Annotated in this window: 18 protein-coding genes; 15 read left to right on the forward strand and 3 right to left on the reverse strand. The window is 68.8% G+C overall.

The window, feature by feature from the left end; translation table 11 throughout:
- Positions 1-25 precede the first annotated feature (25 nt).
- From BWO91_RS10055 to BWO91_RS10090, 8 genes are all read left to right on the forward strand, one after another.
- Positions 26-787, forward strand: a complete 762-nt coding sequence (locus BWO91_RS10055) for a YebC/PmpR family DNA-binding transcriptional regulator (RefSeq protein WP_064293814.1) — start codon at positions 26-28, stop codon at positions 785-787.
- A gap of 96 nt (positions 788-883) precedes the next feature.
- On the forward strand, positions 884-1,516 hold the full coding sequence (gene ruvC / locus BWO91_RS10060) for a crossover junction endodeoxyribonuclease RuvC (protein WP_079002491.1): 633 nt from the start codon (positions 884-886) through the stop codon (positions 1,514-1,516).
- Positions 1,513-2,139, forward strand: a complete 627-nt coding sequence (ruvA, locus tag BWO91_RS10065; RefSeq protein WP_079002492.1) for a Holliday junction branch migration protein RuvA — start codon at positions 1,513-1,515, stop codon at positions 2,137-2,139. The genes ruvC and ruvA overlap by 4 nt, the downstream gene beginning before the upstream one ends.
- On the forward strand, positions 2,136-3,167 hold the full coding sequence (ruvB, locus tag BWO91_RS10070; RefSeq protein WP_079002493.1) for a Holliday junction branch migration DNA helicase RuvB: 1,032 nt from the start codon (positions 2,136-2,138) through the stop codon (positions 3,165-3,167). The genes ruvA and ruvB overlap by 4 nt, the downstream gene beginning before the upstream one ends.
- A 72-nt stretch (positions 3,168-3,239) precedes the next feature.
- On the forward strand, positions 3,240-3,623 hold the full coding sequence (locus BWO91_RS10075) for a preprotein translocase subunit YajC (RefSeq protein ID WP_064293818.1): 384 nt from the start codon (positions 3,240-3,242) through the stop codon (positions 3,621-3,623).
- Between the two features lie 64 nt (positions 3,624-3,687).
- Complete coding sequence (gene secD, locus BWO91_RS10080) at positions 3,688-5,439, forward strand: protein translocase subunit SecD (protein WP_064293819.1); 1,752 nt, start codon at positions 3,688-3,690, stop codon at positions 5,437-5,439.
- On the forward strand, positions 5,439-6,479 hold the full coding sequence (gene secF / locus BWO91_RS10085) for a protein translocase subunit SecF (protein WP_064293820.1): 1,041 nt from the start codon (positions 5,439-5,441) through the stop codon (positions 6,477-6,479). Before secD ends, secF begins: the two co-directional genes overlap by 1 nt.
- Before the next feature lie 48 nt (positions 6,480-6,527).
- Positions 6,528-8,783, forward strand: coding sequence for a RelA/SpoT family protein (locus BWO91_RS10090; RefSeq protein WP_064293821.1), 2,256 nt, complete (start codon positions 6,528-6,530; stop codon positions 8,781-8,783).
- Here BWO91_RS10090 and BWO91_RS10095 read toward each other — a convergent pair.
- The 3 genes from BWO91_RS10095 to BWO91_RS10105 all read right to left on the reverse strand — a co-directional run bounded on the left by BWO91_RS10095 (position 8,770) and on the right by BWO91_RS10105 (position 11,711).
- Positions 8,770-9,447, reverse strand: coding sequence for a hypothetical protein (locus BWO91_RS10095; protein WP_079002494.1), 678 nt, complete (start codon positions 9,445-9,447; stop codon positions 8,770-8,772). The genes BWO91_RS10090 and BWO91_RS10095 overlap by 14 nt on opposite strands.
- Positions 9,448-9,541: 94 nt before the next feature.
- Complete coding sequence (locus BWO91_RS10100) at positions 9,542-10,771, reverse strand: DUF349 domain-containing protein (RefSeq protein WP_430929492.1); 1,230 nt, start codon at positions 10,769-10,771, stop codon at positions 9,542-9,544.
- A gap of 133 nt (positions 10,772-10,904) precedes the next feature.
- A complete protein-coding gene (locus BWO91_RS10105) occupies positions 10,905-11,711 on the reverse strand; it encodes a peptidylprolyl isomerase (RefSeq protein ID WP_079002496.1) in 807 nt (268 codons plus the stop codon).
- 184 nt (positions 11,712-11,895) lie between these two features.
- Here BWO91_RS10105 and BWO91_RS10110 point away from each other — a divergent pair, with 184 nt between their 5' ends.
- From BWO91_RS10110 to BWO91_RS10140, 7 genes are all read left to right on the forward strand, one after another.
- Positions 11,896-13,347, forward strand: coding sequence for a replication-associated recombination protein A (locus tag BWO91_RS10110; protein WP_079002497.1), 1,452 nt, complete (start codon positions 11,896-11,898; stop codon positions 13,345-13,347).
- 222 nt (positions 13,348-13,569) lie between these two features.
- A complete protein-coding gene (gene rpsD, locus BWO91_RS10115) occupies positions 13,570-14,199 on the forward strand; it encodes a 30S ribosomal protein S4 (protein WP_064293825.1) in 630 nt (209 codons plus the stop codon).
- Between the two features lie 160 nt (positions 14,200-14,359).
- On the forward strand, positions 14,360-14,593 hold the full coding sequence (locus BWO91_RS10120; protein ID WP_079002498.1) for a hypothetical protein: 234 nt from the start codon (positions 14,360-14,362) through the stop codon (positions 14,591-14,593).
- A gap of 69 nt (positions 14,594-14,662) precedes the next feature.
- Positions 14,663-17,317, forward strand: a complete 2,655-nt coding sequence (gene alaS, locus BWO91_RS10125) for an alanine--tRNA ligase (RefSeq protein WP_079002499.1) — start codon at positions 14,663-14,665, stop codon at positions 17,315-17,317.
- A 1-nt stretch (position 17,318) separates the two neighbouring features.
- Positions 17,319-17,789, forward strand: a complete 471-nt coding sequence (gene ruvX / locus BWO91_RS10130; RefSeq protein WP_079002500.1) for a Holliday junction resolvase RuvX — start codon at positions 17,319-17,321, stop codon at positions 17,787-17,789.
- Positions 17,790-17,802: 13 nt separating this feature from the next.
- A complete protein-coding gene (gene mltG, locus BWO91_RS10135; RefSeq protein ID WP_240555447.1) occupies positions 17,803-19,374 on the forward strand; it encodes an endolytic transglycosylase MltG in 1,572 nt (523 codons plus the stop codon).
- 16 nt (positions 19,375-19,390) lie between these two features.
- Positions 19,391-20,290, forward strand: coding sequence for a shikimate dehydrogenase (locus tag BWO91_RS10140; protein ID WP_079002501.1), 900 nt, complete (start codon positions 19,391-19,393; stop codon positions 20,288-20,290).
- Positions 20,291-20,321 lie beyond the last annotated feature (31 nt).

Consider the following 20,321-nt stretch of genomic DNA (forward strand, 5'->3'; position numbering starts at 1 on the left):
TTCTTTTCACGCAGTTAGGGAGCACATGTCCGGACACTCCAAGTGGGCGACGACCAAGCACAAGAAGGCGGTCATCGACGGCCGTCGCGCGAAGTCGTTCGCCAAGCTCATCAAGAACATCGAGGTCGCGGCCAAGATGGGCGGCGCAGACCTCGCGGGCAACCCGACGCTGCAGGACGCCATCCAGAAGGCGAAGAAGACCTCGGTCCCGAACGACAACATCGACCGCGCCGTCAAGCGCGGTGCCGGCCTCACCGGTGAGGTCGTCGACTACACCACGATCATGTACGAGGGCTACGGTCCGAACGGCGTCGCCCTGCTCGTCGAGTGCCTCACCGACAACAAGAACCGTGCAGCAGCCGATGTCCGGACGCTGATGTCCCGCAACGGCGGCACCATGGCCGATCCGGGCTCCGTCGCCTACAACTTCCAGCGCAAGGGCCTCATCGTCGTCCAGGCCGAGGGGACCACGGAGGACGACGTCCTCGGCGCCGTCCTCGATGCGGGCGCAGAAGAGGTGAACACCGAGGGCGAGACCTTCGAGGTCGTCACCGAGCCGAGCGACATGGTCGCGACCCGGACCGCCCTGCAAGAGGCCGGTATCGATTACGACTCCGCCGATGTCGCCTTCGTCCCGAACCTCAAGGTCGAGATCGACGCCGACACGGCGCGCAAGATCTTCAAGCTGATCGACGCTCTCGAGGACAACGACGACGTCCAGAACATCTACAGCAACTTCGACCTCACCCCCGAGGTGCAGGCCGAGCTGGAGGCCGACGACGAGTAGTCCGGCACCCGTGCCGCGCGAAGCCCGTTCGAACGGATGTACGACACTCCGCCCTCGCGGAGCGTCCGGCGCATCGCCCGCGCTTAGGGTCGGAACATGACTCTGCGTGTCCTCGGCATCGACCCCGGCCTGACCCGATGCGGGGTGGGGGTCGTCGACGTCCTGCCGGGACGGCAGGCCACGATGGTCGAGTACGGCGTCATCCGGACGGACGCGCACGCCCCACTCGAGCAGCGACTCCTCATGATCGCGCAGGGTATCGCCGCGGCGATCGAGCGCACTTCGCCGACCGCGATGGCCGTCGAGCGGGTGTTCGCGCAACACAACGTCCGGACGGTCATGGGCACCGCCCAGGCGAGTGGGCTCGCACTGCACGCTGCGGCCGCGAACGGGATCCCCGTCGGCCTGCACACCCCGAGTGAGGTCAAGGCCGCGGTGACCGGATACGGCCGGGCGGACAAGCTCCAGGTGCAGACCATGGTCGCCCGGATCCTCGGTCTCGACGAACTCCCGAAGCCGGCTGACGCCGCCGATGCGCTCGCACTCGCGATCTGCCACGCCTGGCGACCCGTCGTGTCGACGGCAGCGACAACCGTCGGCGCTCCGCCGCAGGGGAATGGAGCACTCACTCCGGCCCAGCGTGCGTGGGCGGCGGCGGAACGCGGCGGCGCTCCGCGCGAGGCGGCCGGCCGGGCCCGGGCAGCGCGGAGCCCTAGGCTGGAAGCATGATCTCCTCCCTCCGCGGCACCGTCCTGAGCGCGGTCGGCAACCTCGTCGTGATCGAGGTGGGCGGCGTCGGATTCGCCGTCCAGGTCACGCCGGCCCATGCCCTCTCCCTCCGGGTCGGCACGGAAGCGCTCCTCTCGACGACACTGATCGTGCGGGAGGACTCGCTCTCCCTGTTCGGGTTCCGATCCGCCGAGGAGCTGTCCGTGTTCGAGCTCCTGGTGAGCGTCACCGGGGTCGGCCCGAAATCGGCACTCGGCGTCCTGGAGGCGCTGACGCCGGAGCAGATCGCCGCCGCCATCTCCGCTGACGACGACGCCCCGTTCCGCAAGGTCTCCGGGATCGGGCCGAAGACGGCGAAGCTCATCACCGTCTCGCTCGCCGGCAAGCTCCGCGTCACCAGGACGACGCCTGAAGCTCCGGCGACCACCGTGAACGCCGCCGCGATCGCCGACCAGGTCGTCACGGCGCTCATCGGGCTCGGTTGGCCGGAGAAGACGGCGACGCAGGCGGTCGTCGAGGCCTCCGCCTCCGCGAGTGCGGCCGACCTCTCGACCGTGCCGTCGCTCATCCGCCTGGCCCTCGGCAGACTCGGCCCGGCGCACGCCGGAGGCCGTACCTCGTGACGGACGCTCCAGAAGACCTCACCAATCCAGCCGCCGAGTCCGACGCGGAACTGGCGTTCGAAGGGGCCCTCCGTCCGCGGTCGCTCTCCGAGTTCGTCGGTCAGTCCAAGGCACGCGGTCAGTTGCAACTCCTGATCACGGCCGCCGGGATGCAGAACCGCACCCCGGACCACATCCTGCTGGCCGGCCCTCCTGGACTCGGCAAGACGACCCTCGCGATGATCGTCGCGCACGAGACCGGGAAACCGCTCCGGCTCACGAGCGGTCCGGCCATCCAGCACGCCGGCGACCTCGCCGCGGTCCTGTCGTCGCTGACCCCGGGCGAGGTGCTCTTCATCGACGAGATCCACCGCATGGCCCGCCCTGCCGAGGAGATGTTGTACCTCGCCATGGAGGACTTCCGCATCGACATCATGGTGGGCAAGGGTGCCGGCGCGACGAGCATCCCACTCGAGCTGGCACCGTTCACCCTGGTCGGGGCGACCACCCGCTCCGGTCTGCTGCCGAACCCGCTCCGCGACCGCTTCGGGTTCACCGCGCACCTCGAGTTCTACGACGAGCCGGAACTGCAACAGGTGCTGCACCGTACCGCCGACATGCTCGGGCTCGACATCGACGCTCGGGCCGTCGCCGAGATCGCCGGGCGCTGTCGGGGTACGCCGCGCATCGCCAACCGCCTGCTCCGCCGCGTCAGGGACTACGCACTCGTGCACGGTGGCCGCGCGGACCTCGAGACCGTCCAGGCCGCGCTCGAGCTCTACGACGTCGACGCCCTCGGTCTCGACCGACTCGACCGATCGGTCATGGAAGGCATGCTCGACCGCTTCGCCGGAGGTCCGGTCGGGCTCAGCACGCTCGCGGTCTCGGTCGGCGAGGAAGCGGAGACGATCGAGTCCGTCGTCGAGCCGTTCCTCGTCCGGATCGGCCTCATCACGCGCACGCCACGAGGCCGCGTGGCGACCCCGGCCGCCTGGCGGCACTTCGGCAGAACACCTTCTCAGCATGGCTCGACCCTCGATGGCCTATAATTTCCCTTTGGCGGTGCGTTCCCAACGTCTCCCGCCCTCAATCTCCTCTGGAAGGTTCCCATCGTGGATGCAATGACCCTCGTCCTGTTCGGCCTCGCCGGCGTCATGATCGTGTTCATGATGGTGAGCAACAACAAGCGGAAGAAGCAGGCCGCGGAGACGGAGCAGAAGCTCGTCCCCGGCGCCGAGGTGCTCACCGGCTTCGGTGTCTACGGCACCCTCATCTCGATGGACCGCGACTCCCGCAAGGCCGATGTCGAGATCGCCCCCGGCGTCATCGTCACCATCGACCCCCGCTACGCGGGTGCGGTCGTCGCCCCGACGGTCGCCGAGACCGCGGAAGAGGCTCCGGTCGTCGAGTCCATCCCCGACGACGCCTCATCGCTCGACCTCTCCAAGCCCGAATTCGGCCAGCGCGTCGAGGACACCTCGAAGCCGCAGAAGAGCGACGACTAGTCCCAACCCCTTCCCGGGCGGTGGCCGTCGTGCCACCGCCGGCAGAGAAAGCTGAGTTCCGAGTTTGGCAAAGTCGACTCCGGTCAAGAAAGCGTGGCGTTCGCTCACCTGGCTTGGCGTAATCCTCATCGGTTTGTTCGCGATCAACGCGGCCGGGGTCCTCTGGGGGAACAGCTCATGGGCGCCCAAGCTGGCCCTCGACCTCGAGGGTGGCACCCAGATCATCCTCGCGCCGAAGCTGGAGTCCGGCCAGACGGTCTCCAACGAGCAGCTGAACCAGGCCGTGGCGATCATCCGCCAGCGCGTCGACGCGTCCGGCGTCTCGGAGGCGGAGATCACGACGCAGGGTCAGAACGTCGTCGTCTCGATCCCGGGAACCCCCGACGAAGCGACGCTGAACCGCATCGAGAGCTCCGCGAAGCTCGAGTTCCGTCCGGTCCTCACCTCGCAGCAGCTGACTCCCGGTCAGCCGTCCAACACCTTCATCGGTGAAGACGGCGCCTCGACCCCGTATCCGACGCCGGATCCGGGCCTCGAGAGCACGCCGACCGCGTCGCCGACCAACGCGAGCGACCTGTCGCAGGTGACGCCCGCGCTGTACGCCGCCTTCCAGGCCTACGACTGCGCCGCGAACGCGGATTCGCTCGACGCCACCGCAGCGCCCGCTGCCGACCCACTCATCACGTGCGACGTCGACGGCACCTTCAAGTACGTGCTCGGCCCGGTCGAGGTGTCCGGAGAAGACCTGTCCGACGCGAGCGCCGGCATCAAGACGACGTCGTCGGGTGCGAGCACGGGCGAGTGGGCGGTGTACCCGGTCTTCAACGAGAAGGGCACTGCGCTCTTCGCCGACGTCACCGGTCGTCTGACCTCGCTGCAGAGCCCGCAGAACCAGTTCGCGATCGTGCTCGACGGCAACGTCATCTCCGCACCCCAGTCGCTCGCCGTCATCTCCGACGGCAAGCCGGAGATCAGCGGCTCCTTCACCGAGGAGTCCGCCAAGACCCTCGCCGATCAGCTCAAATTCGGCGCACTGCCGATCAGCTTCGTCGTGCAGAGCCAGGACACCATCTCGGCGACCCTCGGCTCGACGCAGCTGGAGAGCGGCCTCATCGCCGGTCTCATCGGGCTCATCCTGGTCGTCATCTACACGCTGTTCCAGTACCGGCTCCTCGGCACCGTGACCATCGCCTCGCTCGTCGCGGCCGCGGTGCTCACCTATGTGGTGATCCTGCTCATGTCCTGGCGTCAGGGCTTCCGGCTCTCTCTCGCCGGCATAGCGGGCCTCATCGTCGCCATCGGTTTCACCGCGGACTCGTTCATCGTGTACTTCGAACGCATCAAGGACGAACTCCGCGACGGCCGGGGTCTGGAGTCCGCCGTCGAAGCCGGCTGGAAGCGCGCCAAGCGCACCATCTACGCGGCGAAGGGTGTCAACCTCCTGTCCGCCGTGGTGCTGTACGTCCTCGCGATCGGCAACGTCCGCGGCTTCGCCCTCACCCTCGGCGTGACCACGATCATCGACGTCATCGTCGTGCTCCTGTTCACGCACCCGATGATGCAGCTCCTCGGCCAGACGAAGCTCTTCAACAGCGGCAAGCCGTTCACCGGTCTCGACCCGTCGGCGCTCGGCGCCATCTACCGTGGTCGCGCGGAGTTCCGGAAGCCCGTCTCGGTGCCCGGCGCCAAGGCCGCATCCAGCAGCCGCGAGGCGGCCAAGCGCCAGACGATCGCCGAGCGCAAGCAGGCGGCCCTCGTCGGAGGCGGCTCCGACACCAGAGCAGACGATCTGCCGACCGATGGGAAGGACTCCTGATGGGTGCGTTCGCACGGTTCGGAAACGAGCTCTACACCGGGAAGCGCTCCTACGACTTCGTCGGCAAGCGCAAGATCTGGTACACGATCGCCATCGTCGCGGTCGTCCTCTCGGTGTTGATCCCGGTCGTCAAGGGCGGATTCAACTTCGGCATCGAGTTCCGCGGTGGTTCCCAGTTCCAGATCGCCGACGTCAAGAGCACCGATCAGACGTTGGCCGAAGACGCCGTCGCGTCCGTCGTCAGCGGCGCGACCACCCACGTGACCGTCGTGGGCGGCAACTCGGTCCGCGTGCAGACCGACCAGCTGAAGAACGACAAGGTCACCCAGCAGGTGTCGGCAGCCTTGGCCGAGGCCTACGGCGTCGAACAGTCCGACATCACGAGTTCGTTCATCGGCCCGTCATGGGGTCAGGACGTCTCCAAGCAGGCGATCGTCGGCCTCATCGTGTTCCTCGTGCTCGCGGCGATCCTCATGGCCCTGTACTTCCGCACCTGGAAGATGTCCGCGGCCGCGCTGCTCTCCCTCATGCACGACCTCATCATCACGGCCGGTGTCTACGCCGCGACGGGCTGGGAGATCACGCCGGCCGCCATGATCGGCTTCCTCACCATCCTCGGCTTCTCGCTGTACGACACCGTCGTGGTGTTCGACAAGATCCGCGAGAACACGACGCTCGACGCCGACGGCGCGGCCCGGACGTTCGGGGAGTCGGTCAACCTCGCGGTCAACCAGACCCTGGTGCGCTCGATCAACACCGGCGTCGTGGCGGCGCTCCCGGTCGCGGCGATCCTGTTCTTCGGTGCCTTCGTCCTCGGTGCCGACACGCTGCGCGACATCTCGCTCGCCCTGCTCGTCGGTATCCTCGTCGGCACGTACTCGACGATCTTCGTCGCCGCACCGCTCTACGCGAACTTCCGGCACAACGAGCCCCGCATCGCCAAGCACGACAAGCGCGTGCTGCAGGCGCGCGATCGCGCTCAGACCTCGGATGACGCCGAGGGCGAACGCACGGAAGCAGACGCGCCGCTGGCGCGTTGACCCTGACAGCGACCGACAACCGCGTGCACGAGCGCAGGGAGGCCTGAGATGGCGGACACCACGACATCCTCGACGGCCTCCCTGCGCCGTCTCGTCCCACGGATCTTCTCGAAGGCGCAGCCGGCCGGCGCCGTCGACACCCTGATGCGGACGGTGCGGCAGCACCATCCGAAGGCCGACCTGGCGCTCATCGAGCGTGCGTACACGGTCGCCGAGCGGGCCCACTCCGGCCAGAAACGCCAGAGCGGCGAGCCGTACATCACGCACCCGGTCGCCGTGTCCCAGATCCTCGCCGACCTCGGCATCGGACCGAAGACGATCGTCGCCGCCCTCCTCCACGACACCGTCGAGGACACCGACTACTCGCTCGACCAACTCCACGCCGACTTCGGTGACGAGGTCGCCATGCTCGTCGACGGCGTCACGAAGCTCGACAAGGTCAAGTACGGCGACAGCGCACAGGCCGAGACGGTCCGGAAGATGATCGTCGCGATGTCGAAGGACATCCGCGTCCTCATCATCAAGCTCGCCGATCGGCTGCACAACGCCCGGACCTGGGGATTCGTCCCGGCCGAGAAGGCGGCGAAGAAGGCCACGGAGACCCTCGAGATCTACGCACCGCTCGCGCACCGCCTCGGGATCCAGGCGATCAAGTGGGAGCTCGAAGACCTGTCCTTCGCTGTGTTGTACCCGAAGCTCTACGCCGAGATCGAGTCGCTCGTCAAGCAGCGCACACCGCAGCGCGAGGAGTACGTGCAGCACGTCATCGACGCGGTGAACGAGGACCTCAAGGCGCAGAAGATCCGCGGCAAGGTCGCCGGTCGCCCGAAGCAGTACTACTCGATCTACCAGAAGATGGTCGTCCGCGGCCGCGAGTTCGACGACATCTACGACCTCGTCGGCATCCGTGTCCTCGTGAACTCGCTGCGCGACTGCTACGCGGTCCTCGGGTCGATCCACGCACGGTGGACGCCCGTCCCAGGGCGTTTCAAGGACTACATCGCCACGCCGAAGTTCAACCTGTACCAGTCGCTGCACACCACCGTCGTCGGACCGGGCGGGAAGCCCGTCGAGATCCAGATCCGCACGAACGAGATGCACCAGCGGGCCGAGTTCGGCGTCGCCGCGCACTGGAAGTACAAGGAGCGGATGAACAGCGGGAAGGCCGCGTCCTCCGCTGAGCCCGACAGCTCGATGGCCTGGCTCGCCCACATCTCCGACTGGCAGGCGGAGACGGCGGACCCGGGGGAGTTCCTCGACTCGTTGCGGTTCGAGATCGGTGCGAAGGAGGTCTACGTCTTCACCCCGAAGGGGCGTGTCGTCGGCCTGCCCGCCGGCGCGACGCCGGTCGACTTCGCCTACGCCGTCCACACGGAGGTCGGCCACCGGACGATGGGCGCCCGGGTCAACGGGCGGCTCGTGCCGCTGGAGAGTTCACTCAACACCGGCGACGTGGTGGAGGTCTTCACCTCGAAGAACCCCGACTCCGGTCCGAGCCAGGACTGGTTGAACTTCGTCAAGAGCCCTCGGGCGCGGAACAAGATCCGCCAGTGGTTCACGAAGGAGCGTCGCGACGAGGCGATCGAGCAGGGGCGCGACGCGATCGCACGGGCGATGCGCAAGCAGAACCTGCCGCTCCAGAAGCTCATGAACCAGGACTCGTTCGCCGAGGTCGCGGCGCAGCTGCGCTACGAGGACGTCACGGCACTCTATGCGGCCGTCGGCGAGGGCCACGTCTCGACGCAGTCCGTGCTCGAGAAGGTGGTCGCGCTCCTGCAGAAGGACGCCGACAGCGAGCACGCCGAGTACACCGTCCCGGTGCGCGGGAGCCGCCGTGAGCGGCTGCAGAACAGCGACTCCGGGGTCCTCGTGCTCGGCGCTCCCGACATCCTGGTCAAGCTCGCGAAGTGCTGCACCCCGGTGCCTGGTGATGAGATCGTCGGGTTCGTCACGCGGGGCTCCGGCGTCTCCGTCCACCGTTCGGACTGCCACAACGTCCAAGGCCTCCTGCAGGAGCCCGAGCGCATGATCGATGTGGAGTGGGCGCCGTCGTCGAAGAGCGTGTTCCTCGTCCAGATCCAGGTCGAGGCACTCGATCGAGCTGGACTGTTGTCGGATGTGACGCGGGTGCTGTCCGAGTATCACGTCAACATCCTGTCGGCGACGGTGAACACCTCGAGCGACCGCCTGGCCATCAGCCGCTTCGTGTTCGAGATGGGCGACACCACCCACCTCGACCGAGTGCTGAACGCGGTCCGGCGGATCGACACCGTCTACGACGTCTACCGGGTCAACGGCGGCTGAGCGGGAGCGACCAAGACGCCAGTTCGCTCCGAGTCGGCTCGAGGCCGGGGAGCATCACCTCGGTGGCACTCGACACGACACGGACGATCCGTGTGCCGCCGAGGACCCGTGGGACGGAGCGGACCCATGCGACGACCTCCTCAGGGGTGGTGAGCCCGAGCAGGAAGTAGTTGCGGATCGTCGTCATGGCCTCCTCCGCGTCCGCCCCGGTGCGCCGTGCCAGATCCGCGACCGTGCGCGTGGGGGTCGTGACCCGCAGTGCGCCGCACCGCTCGCTGTCGTCGGCGCGGAGTGACACCTGACGCAGACGCAACCGGGGCGAACGCGCGCTTCGCCGTTCCATCGACACGAAGCCCGTGTGGACCCTCGGTGCGATGAGCGCCGCGCCGTGCAGCCAGGCGGCACTCGTCTCAGCGATGACCGCGCCGGCCAGCCCGGGCAGCTGTTCGAGGACCGCCGCGCGCAGCCGGACGGTGTCGGGTTCGTCGACACTGCAGTAGCCGTCTTCGAAGGCGAAGAGCTCGCCGTCGAGCCGCGCGGCGGCGAGCTCGGCGACGGAGAGCTCGGGTGGCTGGAGGTAGGCGGGGAGGCGGCTCGTGGAGGCCGATGGATCCGTCGCGCAGCCTGGCTCGATGGGGGAGGAGGTCTGGAGTGCCGTGGACATACGACGATCCTCCTGCAGCCGTCCGGCAGCAGGAGGATCGTCGACGGATCTGTGGAGAACCGCGACCGTCATGCGGTTGGTGGAGCGGATCCGCCTAGCGGATCGCCCCGAGCCACGCCTTGCGTGCATCCAGCGCCTCGATGGCCGCGGTGAGCCGGTCGGCGTCACCGGAGGCTCGCGCCGCCTCGACCTCGTCCTCGAGCTTGGCGATGGCGTCGGCGAGCTGGCTCGCGAGCCTCTCGGTGCGCGCCTTCGTCTCGGGGTTGTTGCGCTTCCAGTGCTCGTCCTCGAGCTGCTTGACGTGGGCCTCGATCTTGCGGAGACGGTCTTCGACGACGCGGACCTGCTCGCGCGGGACCTTGCCGATCTCGTCCCACCGACGCTGGATGTCGGTGAGCGCCTTGCGCGCCGAGTCCCGGTTCGTGTCGGCCAGGATCGGCTCGGCATCCGCCAACACCGCGAGCTTCAGATCCAGGTTGCCCTGGAACTCCTCGTTGTCGCGCGCGTCGATCTCGGCCTTCGCACCGTAGATCGCGTCGCCCGCGGCCTTGAACTTCGCCCAGAGCGCGTCATCCTGGCGCTTCCCGGCACGCGGGGAGGCCTTCCACTCGTCGAGCAGGCTGCGGTAGGCGGGGATGCCCTCGGCGCCCTTGGCGATGAGGGCCTCGGCGCGCTCGACGAGCTTCTGCTTGATCGCGCGTGCTTCCTTGTGGACAGAGTCGAGCTCCGTGTAGAACGCACGACGGTGCTGCTCGATCGTCGCGCGTGCCGTCCGGAACCGCTTCCAGAGGTCGTTGGCGTCGTTCTTCGCGAGACGAGGTCCGTCGTGCTGCTGGCGCTGCCACTCGGCGAAGAGTTCGTCGAGCCGCGCCGAGGTCTGCTTCCACTGCACCCGTGCCGGATCCTGCTGCGCGAGCTGCTCGGCCTCCTCGACGATCGCGAGACGCGCACGCGCCGCTTCCTCGAGGGCTGCCTTGGTCTCCTGGCTCTGCGCCTCGGTCAGCTCGCTCACGGTGCCGTCGAGCGCCGCGAGGCGGGTCAGGAGCGCCTGCAGGTTGCCGACCGCGTTGGCGGACTCGACCTGCTTGGTGATCGACTTCACGGCCTTCGCGACGTCCGTCGCCGGAGCACCGCGCTTCGCGCGCTGCTCGAGGAGCGTCACCTGTCCGGCGAGGTCCGTGAACTTGCGCTCGAAGTACGCGAGCGCCTCCTCCTTGGAACCGTCGGGGTACTGTCCGACCGCTCGTTCGCCGTCGGCCTCACGGACGTAGACGGTGCCGTCGTCGTCGACACGACCCCACGGTTCGATCTCTGGACTGGTCACGCGCATCACCCTTGCTGTGTGTTGACCGCCGTTCGTGGCGATCGTGATCGATCCACAAGCCTATTACCCCGAGTCCTGCTCGGGGCGACCGCTTGCGCCGGTCGGTTCCGTCTGGTGCAGGTTACTGCACGCGCTACTGGACCGTCACCGAGGTGATGGTGGCGGGGACCGCTGGAGCACCGTCACCGCTGCCGTCTGCGACACCGCCGGACACGACACCCGAGACGAGCTGGTCGAGACCGCTCGTGATCTGGCCGAGCACGGTGTAGCCGCCGGCGGCGTCGGACGGGATGGTCGAGTCCTGGTACACGAGGAAGAACTGCGAGCCGTTGCTGTAGCCGTTCCCTCCCTGGCGCGCCATGGCGATGGTGCCGGCCGGGTAGACGTCGTCCGTCGGTGCGTTCTCGACCGGGCCGTAGCTGTACCCGGGGCCGCCGGTGCCGGTGCCGTCGGGGTCGCCGCACTGGAGGACGTAGATGCCGCTCGTCGTGAGGCGGTGGCAGGTGACGCCGTCGTAGAAGCCGGACTGGGCGAGGGAGATGAAGGAGGAGACGCCCTGCGGCGCGCAGGCTCCGTCGAGGGTGAGGTTCATGACGACGTCGTTGATCGTCATCTCACCGCTCCAGTCGCGGTCCTCGGCGATCGTGCTCGCGGGGACTTCGCCGGTGTTCGCGCCGTCGGTGGCCCCGGTGACACCGCAGGCCCCGGCGTCGGCGGAGGCGGTGGGCGTCGCGACCGGGGTGCCCGGACCGCCGGCGAAGAAGAACACCTGCGCAGCCGTGGCACCGGCGAGGACGACGACGAGCGCCGCAGCGGCGATCACGTTGTCGCGGACGCGGCGCTTGGAGCGGTGCTCGTGCACGGTGCGCCGGGCGTTGTAGGCGCGCAGCCGTGCGCGTGCTGCGCGTGCCTCTTTGTCCGGACCCTTGCTCGTTGCCACGTCGTTCCCTCCAGGTGCCGTCGGCCGAGCGGCGGCATCGCGCTGTCATCTGGCACCACGCCCGCGGCGGACTGCCCAGGAGAACCTTACGGGGAGCGCTCCGCGCGGACCAAACGGCACACGACGGCGGCTACCCAGTTCTGCAGCGGGTCCGCGTGTCGCAGGCTGCGGCTAGCCTGGTGGAATGTTCAGTCGAGGACCCGGCATCGCCGGCGCACCGGTCCCGCTCGCGGTGCGCATGCGGCCCCGCAGCCTCGAGGAGGTCGCCGGCCAGCAGCACCTGCTCCGTCCCGGCTCGCCGCTCGTCCGCCTGGCGAGCGACAACGAGGGGACGCAGGCGGCCGTGTCCGTCATCCTCTGGGGCCCACCGGGCACCGGGAAGACGACGCTGGCGCAAGCCATCGCGCACAGCTCCGGTCGCCGGTTCGTGGAGCTCTCGGCCGTGACGGCGGGCGTCAAGGACGTCCGGCAGGTCATGGAGGAGGCGATGTCGAGCCGCGACCTCTACGGCAGCTCGACCGTCCTCTTCCTCGACGAGATCCACCGGTTCACGAAGGCCCAGCAGGACGCCCTGCTCCCCGGCGTGGAGAACGGCTGGGTCATCCTGGTCGCCGCGACGACCGAGAACCCGTCGTTCTCCGTCATCTCCCCGCTGCTGTCGCGTTCGCTGCTCCTCACGCTCGAGCAGCTGAGCGACGACGACCTCGGCATCCTCATCGACCGCGCCGTGACCGACCCGCGTGGCCTGGCCGGTCGCTTCACCGTGACGCCGGAGGCCCGCGCCGCGATCATCCAGTTGTCCTCCGGCGATGCCCGACGTGCCCTGACGGCGCTCGAGGCCGCCGCGATCGCCGCCGACTCCGATCTCGGCGCTCCGGTCGACCCCGACGAGCTCGATCTCGACGACGCAGGTCTCCTCGACGTCGGCGATGATGACGACGAAGACGACGAAGACGGGGTGGACGACGACTCCGACACCGCGACGCGGGCGCCCCGCGGCCCCGTCATCACCGACGAGCTCGTCTCGCAGGCGGTCGACCGAGCCCTGCTCCGATACGACCGCAACGGCGACGAGCACTACGACGTCATCAGCGCGTTCATCAAGAGCATCCGCGGATCCGACGTCGACGCCGCGCTGCACTACCTCGCTCGGATGATCGAGGCGGGGGAGGACCCGCGCTTCATCGCCCGCCGCATCATCATCTCCGCGGCCGAGGACATCGGCATCGCCGACCCGCAGGCGCTGCCCATCGCCGTGGCGGCCGCCGACGCCGTCCAGTTCATCGGCATGCCCGAGGGTCGCATCCCGCTCGCCGAGGCCGTGGTGTACCTGGCCACGGCCGCCAAGTCGAACGCGGCCTACGTCGCCATCGACCAGGCCATCGCCGACGTCAGGGCCGGAGCTTTCGGACGCGTACCGAAGCCGATGCGCGACGCCCACTACGCGGGCGCCAAGCGCCTCGGACACGGCAAGGGCTACCGCTACCCGCACGACCACCCGATCGGCGTCGTCGCCCAGCAGTACCTGCCCGACGAGCTGCGCGACGTCCGGTACTACCAGCCCACCGACCACGGCCACGAACGCGACATCTCGGCGCGGTTGGACAAACTCCGGAAGATCGTCCGGGGCGAGTGATCGTCTGGTCACGGCGGCCCGGCGACCGGGGCACATCGTGCTACTATTGATCCGCCTAGAACCGGTGTGACTGCGCGGCTGCTCGATCACCGTGTTCGACGGGCGTGTTCTGTAGCCGAACAGCCCCGGCGGACCCCTCTGACTTTGTCCGGTGTGATTCCGGATCACCGACGCGTCTTCGCGCCGGTCATTCATCGTTTGAGACTTCATCGAAAGGAAACCGTGTCTACCAAGTCACGTACCCGCAGCAAGACCCGCCTCTCGCGGGCACTCGGCATCGCCCTCACCCCGAAGGCCGCCAAGTACCTCGAGAAGCGTCCCTACGCTCCTGGTGAGCACGGCCGCACCAAGCGCAAGGCCGACAGCGACTACGCCGTCCGTCTGCGCGAGAAGCAGCGTCTGCGCGCCCAGTACGGCATCCGCGAGGCTCAGCTCAAGATCGCCTTCCAGGAGGCACGTCGCACCCAGGGCCTGACGGGTGAGAACCTCGTCGAGATCCTCGAGACCCGTCTCGACGCGCTCGTCCTCCGTGCCGGCTTCGCCCGCACCACGGCTCAGGCCCGCCAGATGGTCGTGCACCGCCACATCATGGTCGACGGCCAGCTCGTCGACCGCCCGTCCTTCCGCGTGAAGCCGGGTCAGCTCATCCACGTCAAGCCGCGCTCCGAGGGCACCGAGCCCTTCCAGGTCGCCGCTGCCGGCGGTCACGTCGACGTCCTGCCGAAGGTGCCCGCGTACCTCTCGGTCGAGCTCGACAAGCTCCAGGCACGTCTCGAGCGTCGCCCGAAGCGCGCCGAGGTCCCCGTGACCTGTGAAGTGCAGCTCGTCGTCGAGTACTACGCAGCCCGCTAGGACTGCGGCCCGGCTCCGGGCACCACACGAAGAGGCATCGGCTCCGGCCGGTGCCTCTTCGTCGTCGTACGACGCCATCGGTCCACCGCGCTCGACTACGATGGATGCTTGGTACGCCCGGCGACGCCCGGGTGGTCGCACCGCAGATGAGGAGTTCCCCATGAAGAACGTGTTCTGGCTGATCGTCGGCATCGGCGCCGGCTTCGTCGTCGCCCACGAGATCAACAAGACACAGTCCGGCAAGCGGTTCTTCTCCGAGCTGGACTCACGCGTCAGAGAGTTCACCGACACCGTCGGCGACGCCTACAAGGAGCGCGAGGCGCAACTGCGCGACACGGCGGAGTCCGTCGTCGCGCGCGTCGAGGACGCCGCAGAAGACCTCACCAAGCCGTAGCGGCACGCCCGGACGGGCATCGCCGCAGCGCACGAACATCGACACGCACACCCCTGACGTACGGACACCATGGACACCGCTGACATCCGCTCCCGCTGGCTCACCTTCTTCGGCGATCGGGGGCACACCGTCGTCCCCTCCGCCTCCCTCGTCAGCGACGACCCCTCGCTCCTCTTCACGGTCGCCGGCATGGTGCCGTTCGTGCCGTACCTCACCGGTGTGGTCCCCGCGCCGTTCGACCGCGCCACGAGCGTCCAGAAGTGCATCCGCACCAACGACATCGAAGAGGTGGGCAAGACGCCCCGGCACGGCACCTTCTTCCAGATGAACGGCAACTTCTCCTTCGGCGACTACTTCAAGGAGGGGGCGATCACCTACGCGTGGGAGCTCCTGACCGGCAGTGAGTCGAGCGGCGGCCTCGCCTTCGACGAGAAGGACCTCTGGGTCACCGTGTACAAGGACGACGACGAGGCGATCGACCTCTGGAAGCGCGTCGCAGGGCTCCCCGAGCACCGCATCCAGCGGCTCGACAAGGACACGAACTACTGGTCGACGGGTCAGCCAGGACCGGCCGGCCCGTGCTCGGAGATCTTCTTCGACCGCGGTCCCGCGTACGGCGCCGACGGCGGCCCGGCGACCGACGACGACCGGTACGTCGAGATCTGGAACCTCGTGTTCATGCAGTACCTGATCGAGAACGTCCGCGGCAAGGTCGACTTCGACATCGTCGGCGAACTCCCGAAGAAGAACATCGACACCGGCATGGGGCTCGAGCGGGTGGCCTTCCTCAAGCAGGGCGTCGAGAACATGTACGAGATCGACCAGGTGCGCCCGGTCCTCGATCGCGCCGCCGAGTTGAGCGGACGTCGCTACGGCGCCGACCACGACGACGACGTCCGGATGCGCGTCATCGCCGACCACGTGCGTTCCTCGCTCATGCTCATGAGCGACGGCATCACGCCGTCGAACGAGGGACGCGGGTACATCCTCCGCCGCCTCATGCGACGGACGGTCCGTGCGATGCGTCTCCTCGGCGTCGACACCGCGACGTTCCCCGAGCTGTTCTCCGCGTCCCGCGACGCCATGAAGGCCGCCTACCCCGAGGTCGAGACCGACTTCGGCCGGATCTCGCAGAGCGCCTACGCCGAGGAGGAGACCTTCCTCCGGACGCTGGCCAGCGGCACGACCATCCTCGACCTCGCGCTCGAGCAGACCAAGGGCACGGGCCGGACGGCCCTCGCCGGGGATTCCGCGTTCCTCCTGCACGACACCTACGGGTTCCCCATCGACCTGACCCTCGAGATCGCGGAGGAGGCCGGCCTCTCCGTCGACCGCGACGCGTTCGATTCGCTCATGACCGCGCAGCGCCAGCGCGCGAAGGCCGACGCGAAGGCGAAGAAGAGCGTCCTCGCCGACCTCTCGGTCTACAGCGACATCCGCGCCAAGGGGGAGACCGTGTTCACCGGCTACACCGAGCTCGAGACCGAGAGCCGTATCCTCGGCATCATCGTCGGCGGCCACCCGGTGCAGCGCGCGGTCGCCGGTGACATCGCCGAGGTGATCCTGGCGGAGACCTCGCTGTACGCCGAGTCCGGCGGGCAGGAGGCCGACCAGGGCGTCATCGTCGGACCCGGATACGAGCTCGAGGTGCTCGACGTCCAGAAGCCGGTGAAGGGTCTCATCGCGCACAAGGTGCAGGTGAGCCAGGGCGAGGTGGGCGTTGACGCACCGGCGACGACCATCGTCGACGCGAGCTACCGCCGCGGCGCCCAGCAGGCGCACTCCGGTACGCACATCATCCACGCCGCCCTGCGGCAGGTGCTGGGCGACAGCGCCCACCAGTCCGGTTCGTCGAACAAGGCCGGGTACCTGCGGCTCGACTTCACCTGGAACCAGCCGCTGTCGCCGGCGACGAAGTCGGAGATCGAGGAGATCTCCAACAACGCCATCCGCGACAACCTGCAGGTGACCACCCGCGAGATGGCGCTCGACGACGCGAAGGCACTCGGCGCCATGGCACTGTTCGGCGAGAAGTACGGCGAGACCGTCCGCGTCGTCGACATCGGCGGGCCGTGGTCGCGTGAGCTGTGTGCGGGCACCCACGTCACCTCCAGCGCCGAGATCGGGTTGATCAACCTCGTCAGCGAATCGTCTGTCGGCTCGACGAACCGTCGGGTGGAGTCGCTCGTCGGACTCGAGGCCTTCCGCGACCTCGCCGCCGAGCGCGCGCTCGTGTCACAGCTCTCCGGCAGCCTCAAGACGCCGAAGGAACAGCTGCCCGACCGCATCGCCGAACTCGTCGCGAACCTCAAGGCGGCTGAGAAGAAGATCGCCGCGTTCGAAGCCCGTGGGCTGAGCGAACGTCTCCCGGCACTGGCGCAGACCGCTCACCGCGTCGGCCCGGTGTCGCTCGTCGCCGAGCACCTGGGCGAGCTCGGGTCACCGAACGACGTCAGGACGCTCGTCACGCAGCTCCGCGAGCAGCTCGGCGCGAGCCCGGCGGTCATCGCCCTGGGCGCGGTCGTCGGTGGGAAGCCCGCGATCGTCGTCGCGACGAACCAGGGTGCCCGCGACGCCGGACTCAAGGCAGGCCTCCTCGTCCGGGTCGCGGCCGGCGTCCTCGGCGGCAACGGTGGTGGGAAGGACGACCTCGCACAGGGTGGCGGCGTCGACGCCACCGCGCTCGGCGACGCCCTCGCGGCGATCGCCCGCGAGATCGCCTGACATGACGGACGGGTTCCGTCGCGGTGTCCGACTCGGGATCGACGTCGGGAAGGCCAGGGTCGGGGTCGCGAGAAGCGATCCCGACGGCCTGTTGGCCACGCCGGTGGAGACGGTCACACGGGACCTGGGCGGCGACGCCGACATCCGGGCGATCGCGGTCATCGCCGAAGAACTCGGCGCCGTGGAGCTCGTCGTCGGTCTCCCGATCGCCCTGTCGGGGAAGGACACGGCGTCCACACAGGACGCCCGGGAGTTCGCCGCCCGGCTCAGGTCGATCACCGGTGTCCCGGCCCGTCTCGTCGACGAGCGGCTGACGACGGTGACCGCCCACGGCGCCTTGCGCTCCGCTGGGAAACGACAGAAGCAGACGCGCTCGATTGTCGATCAGGTGGCGGCCGTCATACTCTTGCAGTACGCCCTCGACGCCGAACGCGGTTCGGGGCGACCCCCCGGAAGCCCCGTCGACCCGTGAACAGGACGTGCCTGTGTCGAATCTGACACCTCAGAACAACCCAGCAGACGATCCGCTCGCCGACCTCTTCACGTCCGAACGGAACGCCGCGGGGGAGCAGCCGGTACCACTGTCCCGACGCGAGGCACGTCAGCGGCGGGAGGCCGCCGAAGCCGCCTCGACGCCGCCCGAGCCCGTCGATGAAGACGCGGCGAGCGACACGGCCGAACCGGCCCCGGCCGGCTCCAGATCGGTCGACGCCACGTCCGTCGACGCCCCCTCGACCGCCGCGTCGTCCGGTCACTCCAGCGTCGGCGAACCGGCCGCGAGCGCCACACCTTTGAGCGCGCCGACCTCGCGCGCACCTGAGTCGGACGACACCGACTCCTCGGTGTCCCGGGCCAGGACCATGACCATCCCCGCGTTCGAGGACCTGCTCGCTGAGGACGACACGGCGAACGACAGCGGGCCGCAGCCGATCCATCGGGGGCGCCGTCGTGCGCTGGCCGGTGGGGAACCGCCGAAGCGCCGTCGTGGTCGTCGCGGGCTCATCGCGCTCATCGTGTCCATCGTGGTCGTCGGGGGTCTCGTCGCGTGCGCCGCGGTCGTGTGGACGAGTTACGAGCCGCAGATCCGCAAGGTCCTCGGCTGGGAGGAACCGAACGACTACGAGGGTGCCGGCAGCGGCGAGGCCGTCGTCATGGTCAACGAGGGCGACATCGGCGAGGACATCGCGACGAGCCTGCACGACGCGGGGGTCACGAAGTCGTTCGACGCCTTCTACGACCTCCTCCTCGCACAGCCCACCCAGCCGGAGTTCTTCCCTGGTGCCTACAAGCTGAAGCTCAAGATGAGCGCCAAGTCCGCCCTTGCAGCCCTGACCGATGAGGCGAACCGCATGGAGGACACCTTCGTCATCCCCGAGGGCACCGCTGAGCAGGACGCCCTGCCGTCGATCGCGGAGGGCACCGGCATCCCGCTGGAGGAACTCCAGGCGGCGGCCGCCGACGTCGCGTCCTTCGGTCTCCCCGCCGAGGCGACCTCGCTCGAGGGGTTCCTCTTCCCGGCGACCTACAGCCTCCCCGACGGCGGCGATGCGCACGCGGTCCTCCAGACCCTCGTGAACCGGTCGTTCCAGGCGCTCGACGACGCCGGGGTGAAGCCCGAGGATCGCTGGAAGACCATCGTCCTGGCCTCGCTCATCCAGAAGGAGGCGGGCCTCCGCGACGACTACTACAAGGTGTCGCGGGTCTTCCTCAACCGGCTGGACCCGGCCCAGTGGGAGAGCGGTCTGCTGCAGTCCGACGCGACGGTCGCGTACGGGACGGGCAACACCCACCGGGTGTCAACCACGGACGCCGAGCGCGCCGACGCTTCGAACCCGTACAACACCTACGTCCATCCGGGCATGGTCGTGCGACCGATCTCGAACCCGGGCGACCTCGCGATCGATGCCGCGCTGCACCCGGCCGACGGCCCCTGGCTCTACTTCGTCACCTGGAACCTCGATTCCGGTGAGACGATCTTCTCCACCACCCAGGAGGAGCACGAGGCCGCGGTCGACAAGTGGCTGTCCTGGATGGACGAGCACCCCGAGTACCAGTAGCGGGAGCGTGGCGCACATGCGTGAAACGGGGCCGGGTCACGGCCAGGACGGGCAGCCGCGGCTCGCCGTGCTCGGCGCGCCCATCGCCCACTCCAAGTCGCCGGCACTGCATGAGGCCGCTTACCGGGTGCTGGGGCTCGACTGGGACTACGGTCGCCACGAACTCGAGGCGGCTGAGCTCTCGGCCTTCCTCGACGGCCTCGGCTCGGACTGGCGGGGGCTCTCGCTGACCATGCCACTGAAGCATCGCGCGCTCGAGCTGGCCGACGTGGCCGACCGCGCCGCAACCGAGACCGGGGCGGTCAACACGCTGCGTCTCCGACGAGCCGAGGACGGGTCCCGTCGGATCGAGGGGTTCAACACCGACGTCGGCGGCATCGTCCGCGCGATCGGGGCGGCCGGTGTCGACACGATCGCGTCCGCGATCGTCCTGGGCGGGGGAGCGACGGCTTCCTCGGCGATCATGGCGGCGGCGGACCTCGGTGCCGAGCACGTCCACGTGGCGCTCAGACGACCGGCCCAGGCGCGACCACTCGAGGACCTCGCCGGCAGGCTGGGGCTGCGGTTCGCCTCAGGGCCGTTCGACGGTGAGACGCCTGACGCACCACTCGTGATCAGCACCCTTCCGGGCGGCGCCCTCACTGAACCGGGTCCGGTCCTGTCCCATGCTCCAGGCGCGCTCCTCCTCGACGTCGCGTACGACCCGTGGCCGAGTGTGCTCGCGGAGGCGTGGTCGCAGGCCGGCGGGTCGGTCCTCAGCGGGCTGTCGATGCTCGTGCACCAGGCGTTGCTCCAGGTCCGGATCTTCGTCCTCGGCGATCCGCTCCTGCCGCTCGACGACGAGACGACGGTGCTCGGGGCGATGCTCGGAACGGTCCACCTCGATCACACCGGGGCGCCGGTCGCCTCGCACTGACCGCTCCGGACGCATCCGTCGCCCATCTGCA

The sequence above is a fragment of the Plantibacter flavus genome (assembly GCF_002024505.1).
GTDB classification, from domain to species: Bacteria; Actinomycetota; Actinomycetes; order Actinomycetales; family Microbacteriaceae; genus Plantibacter; species Plantibacter flavus_A.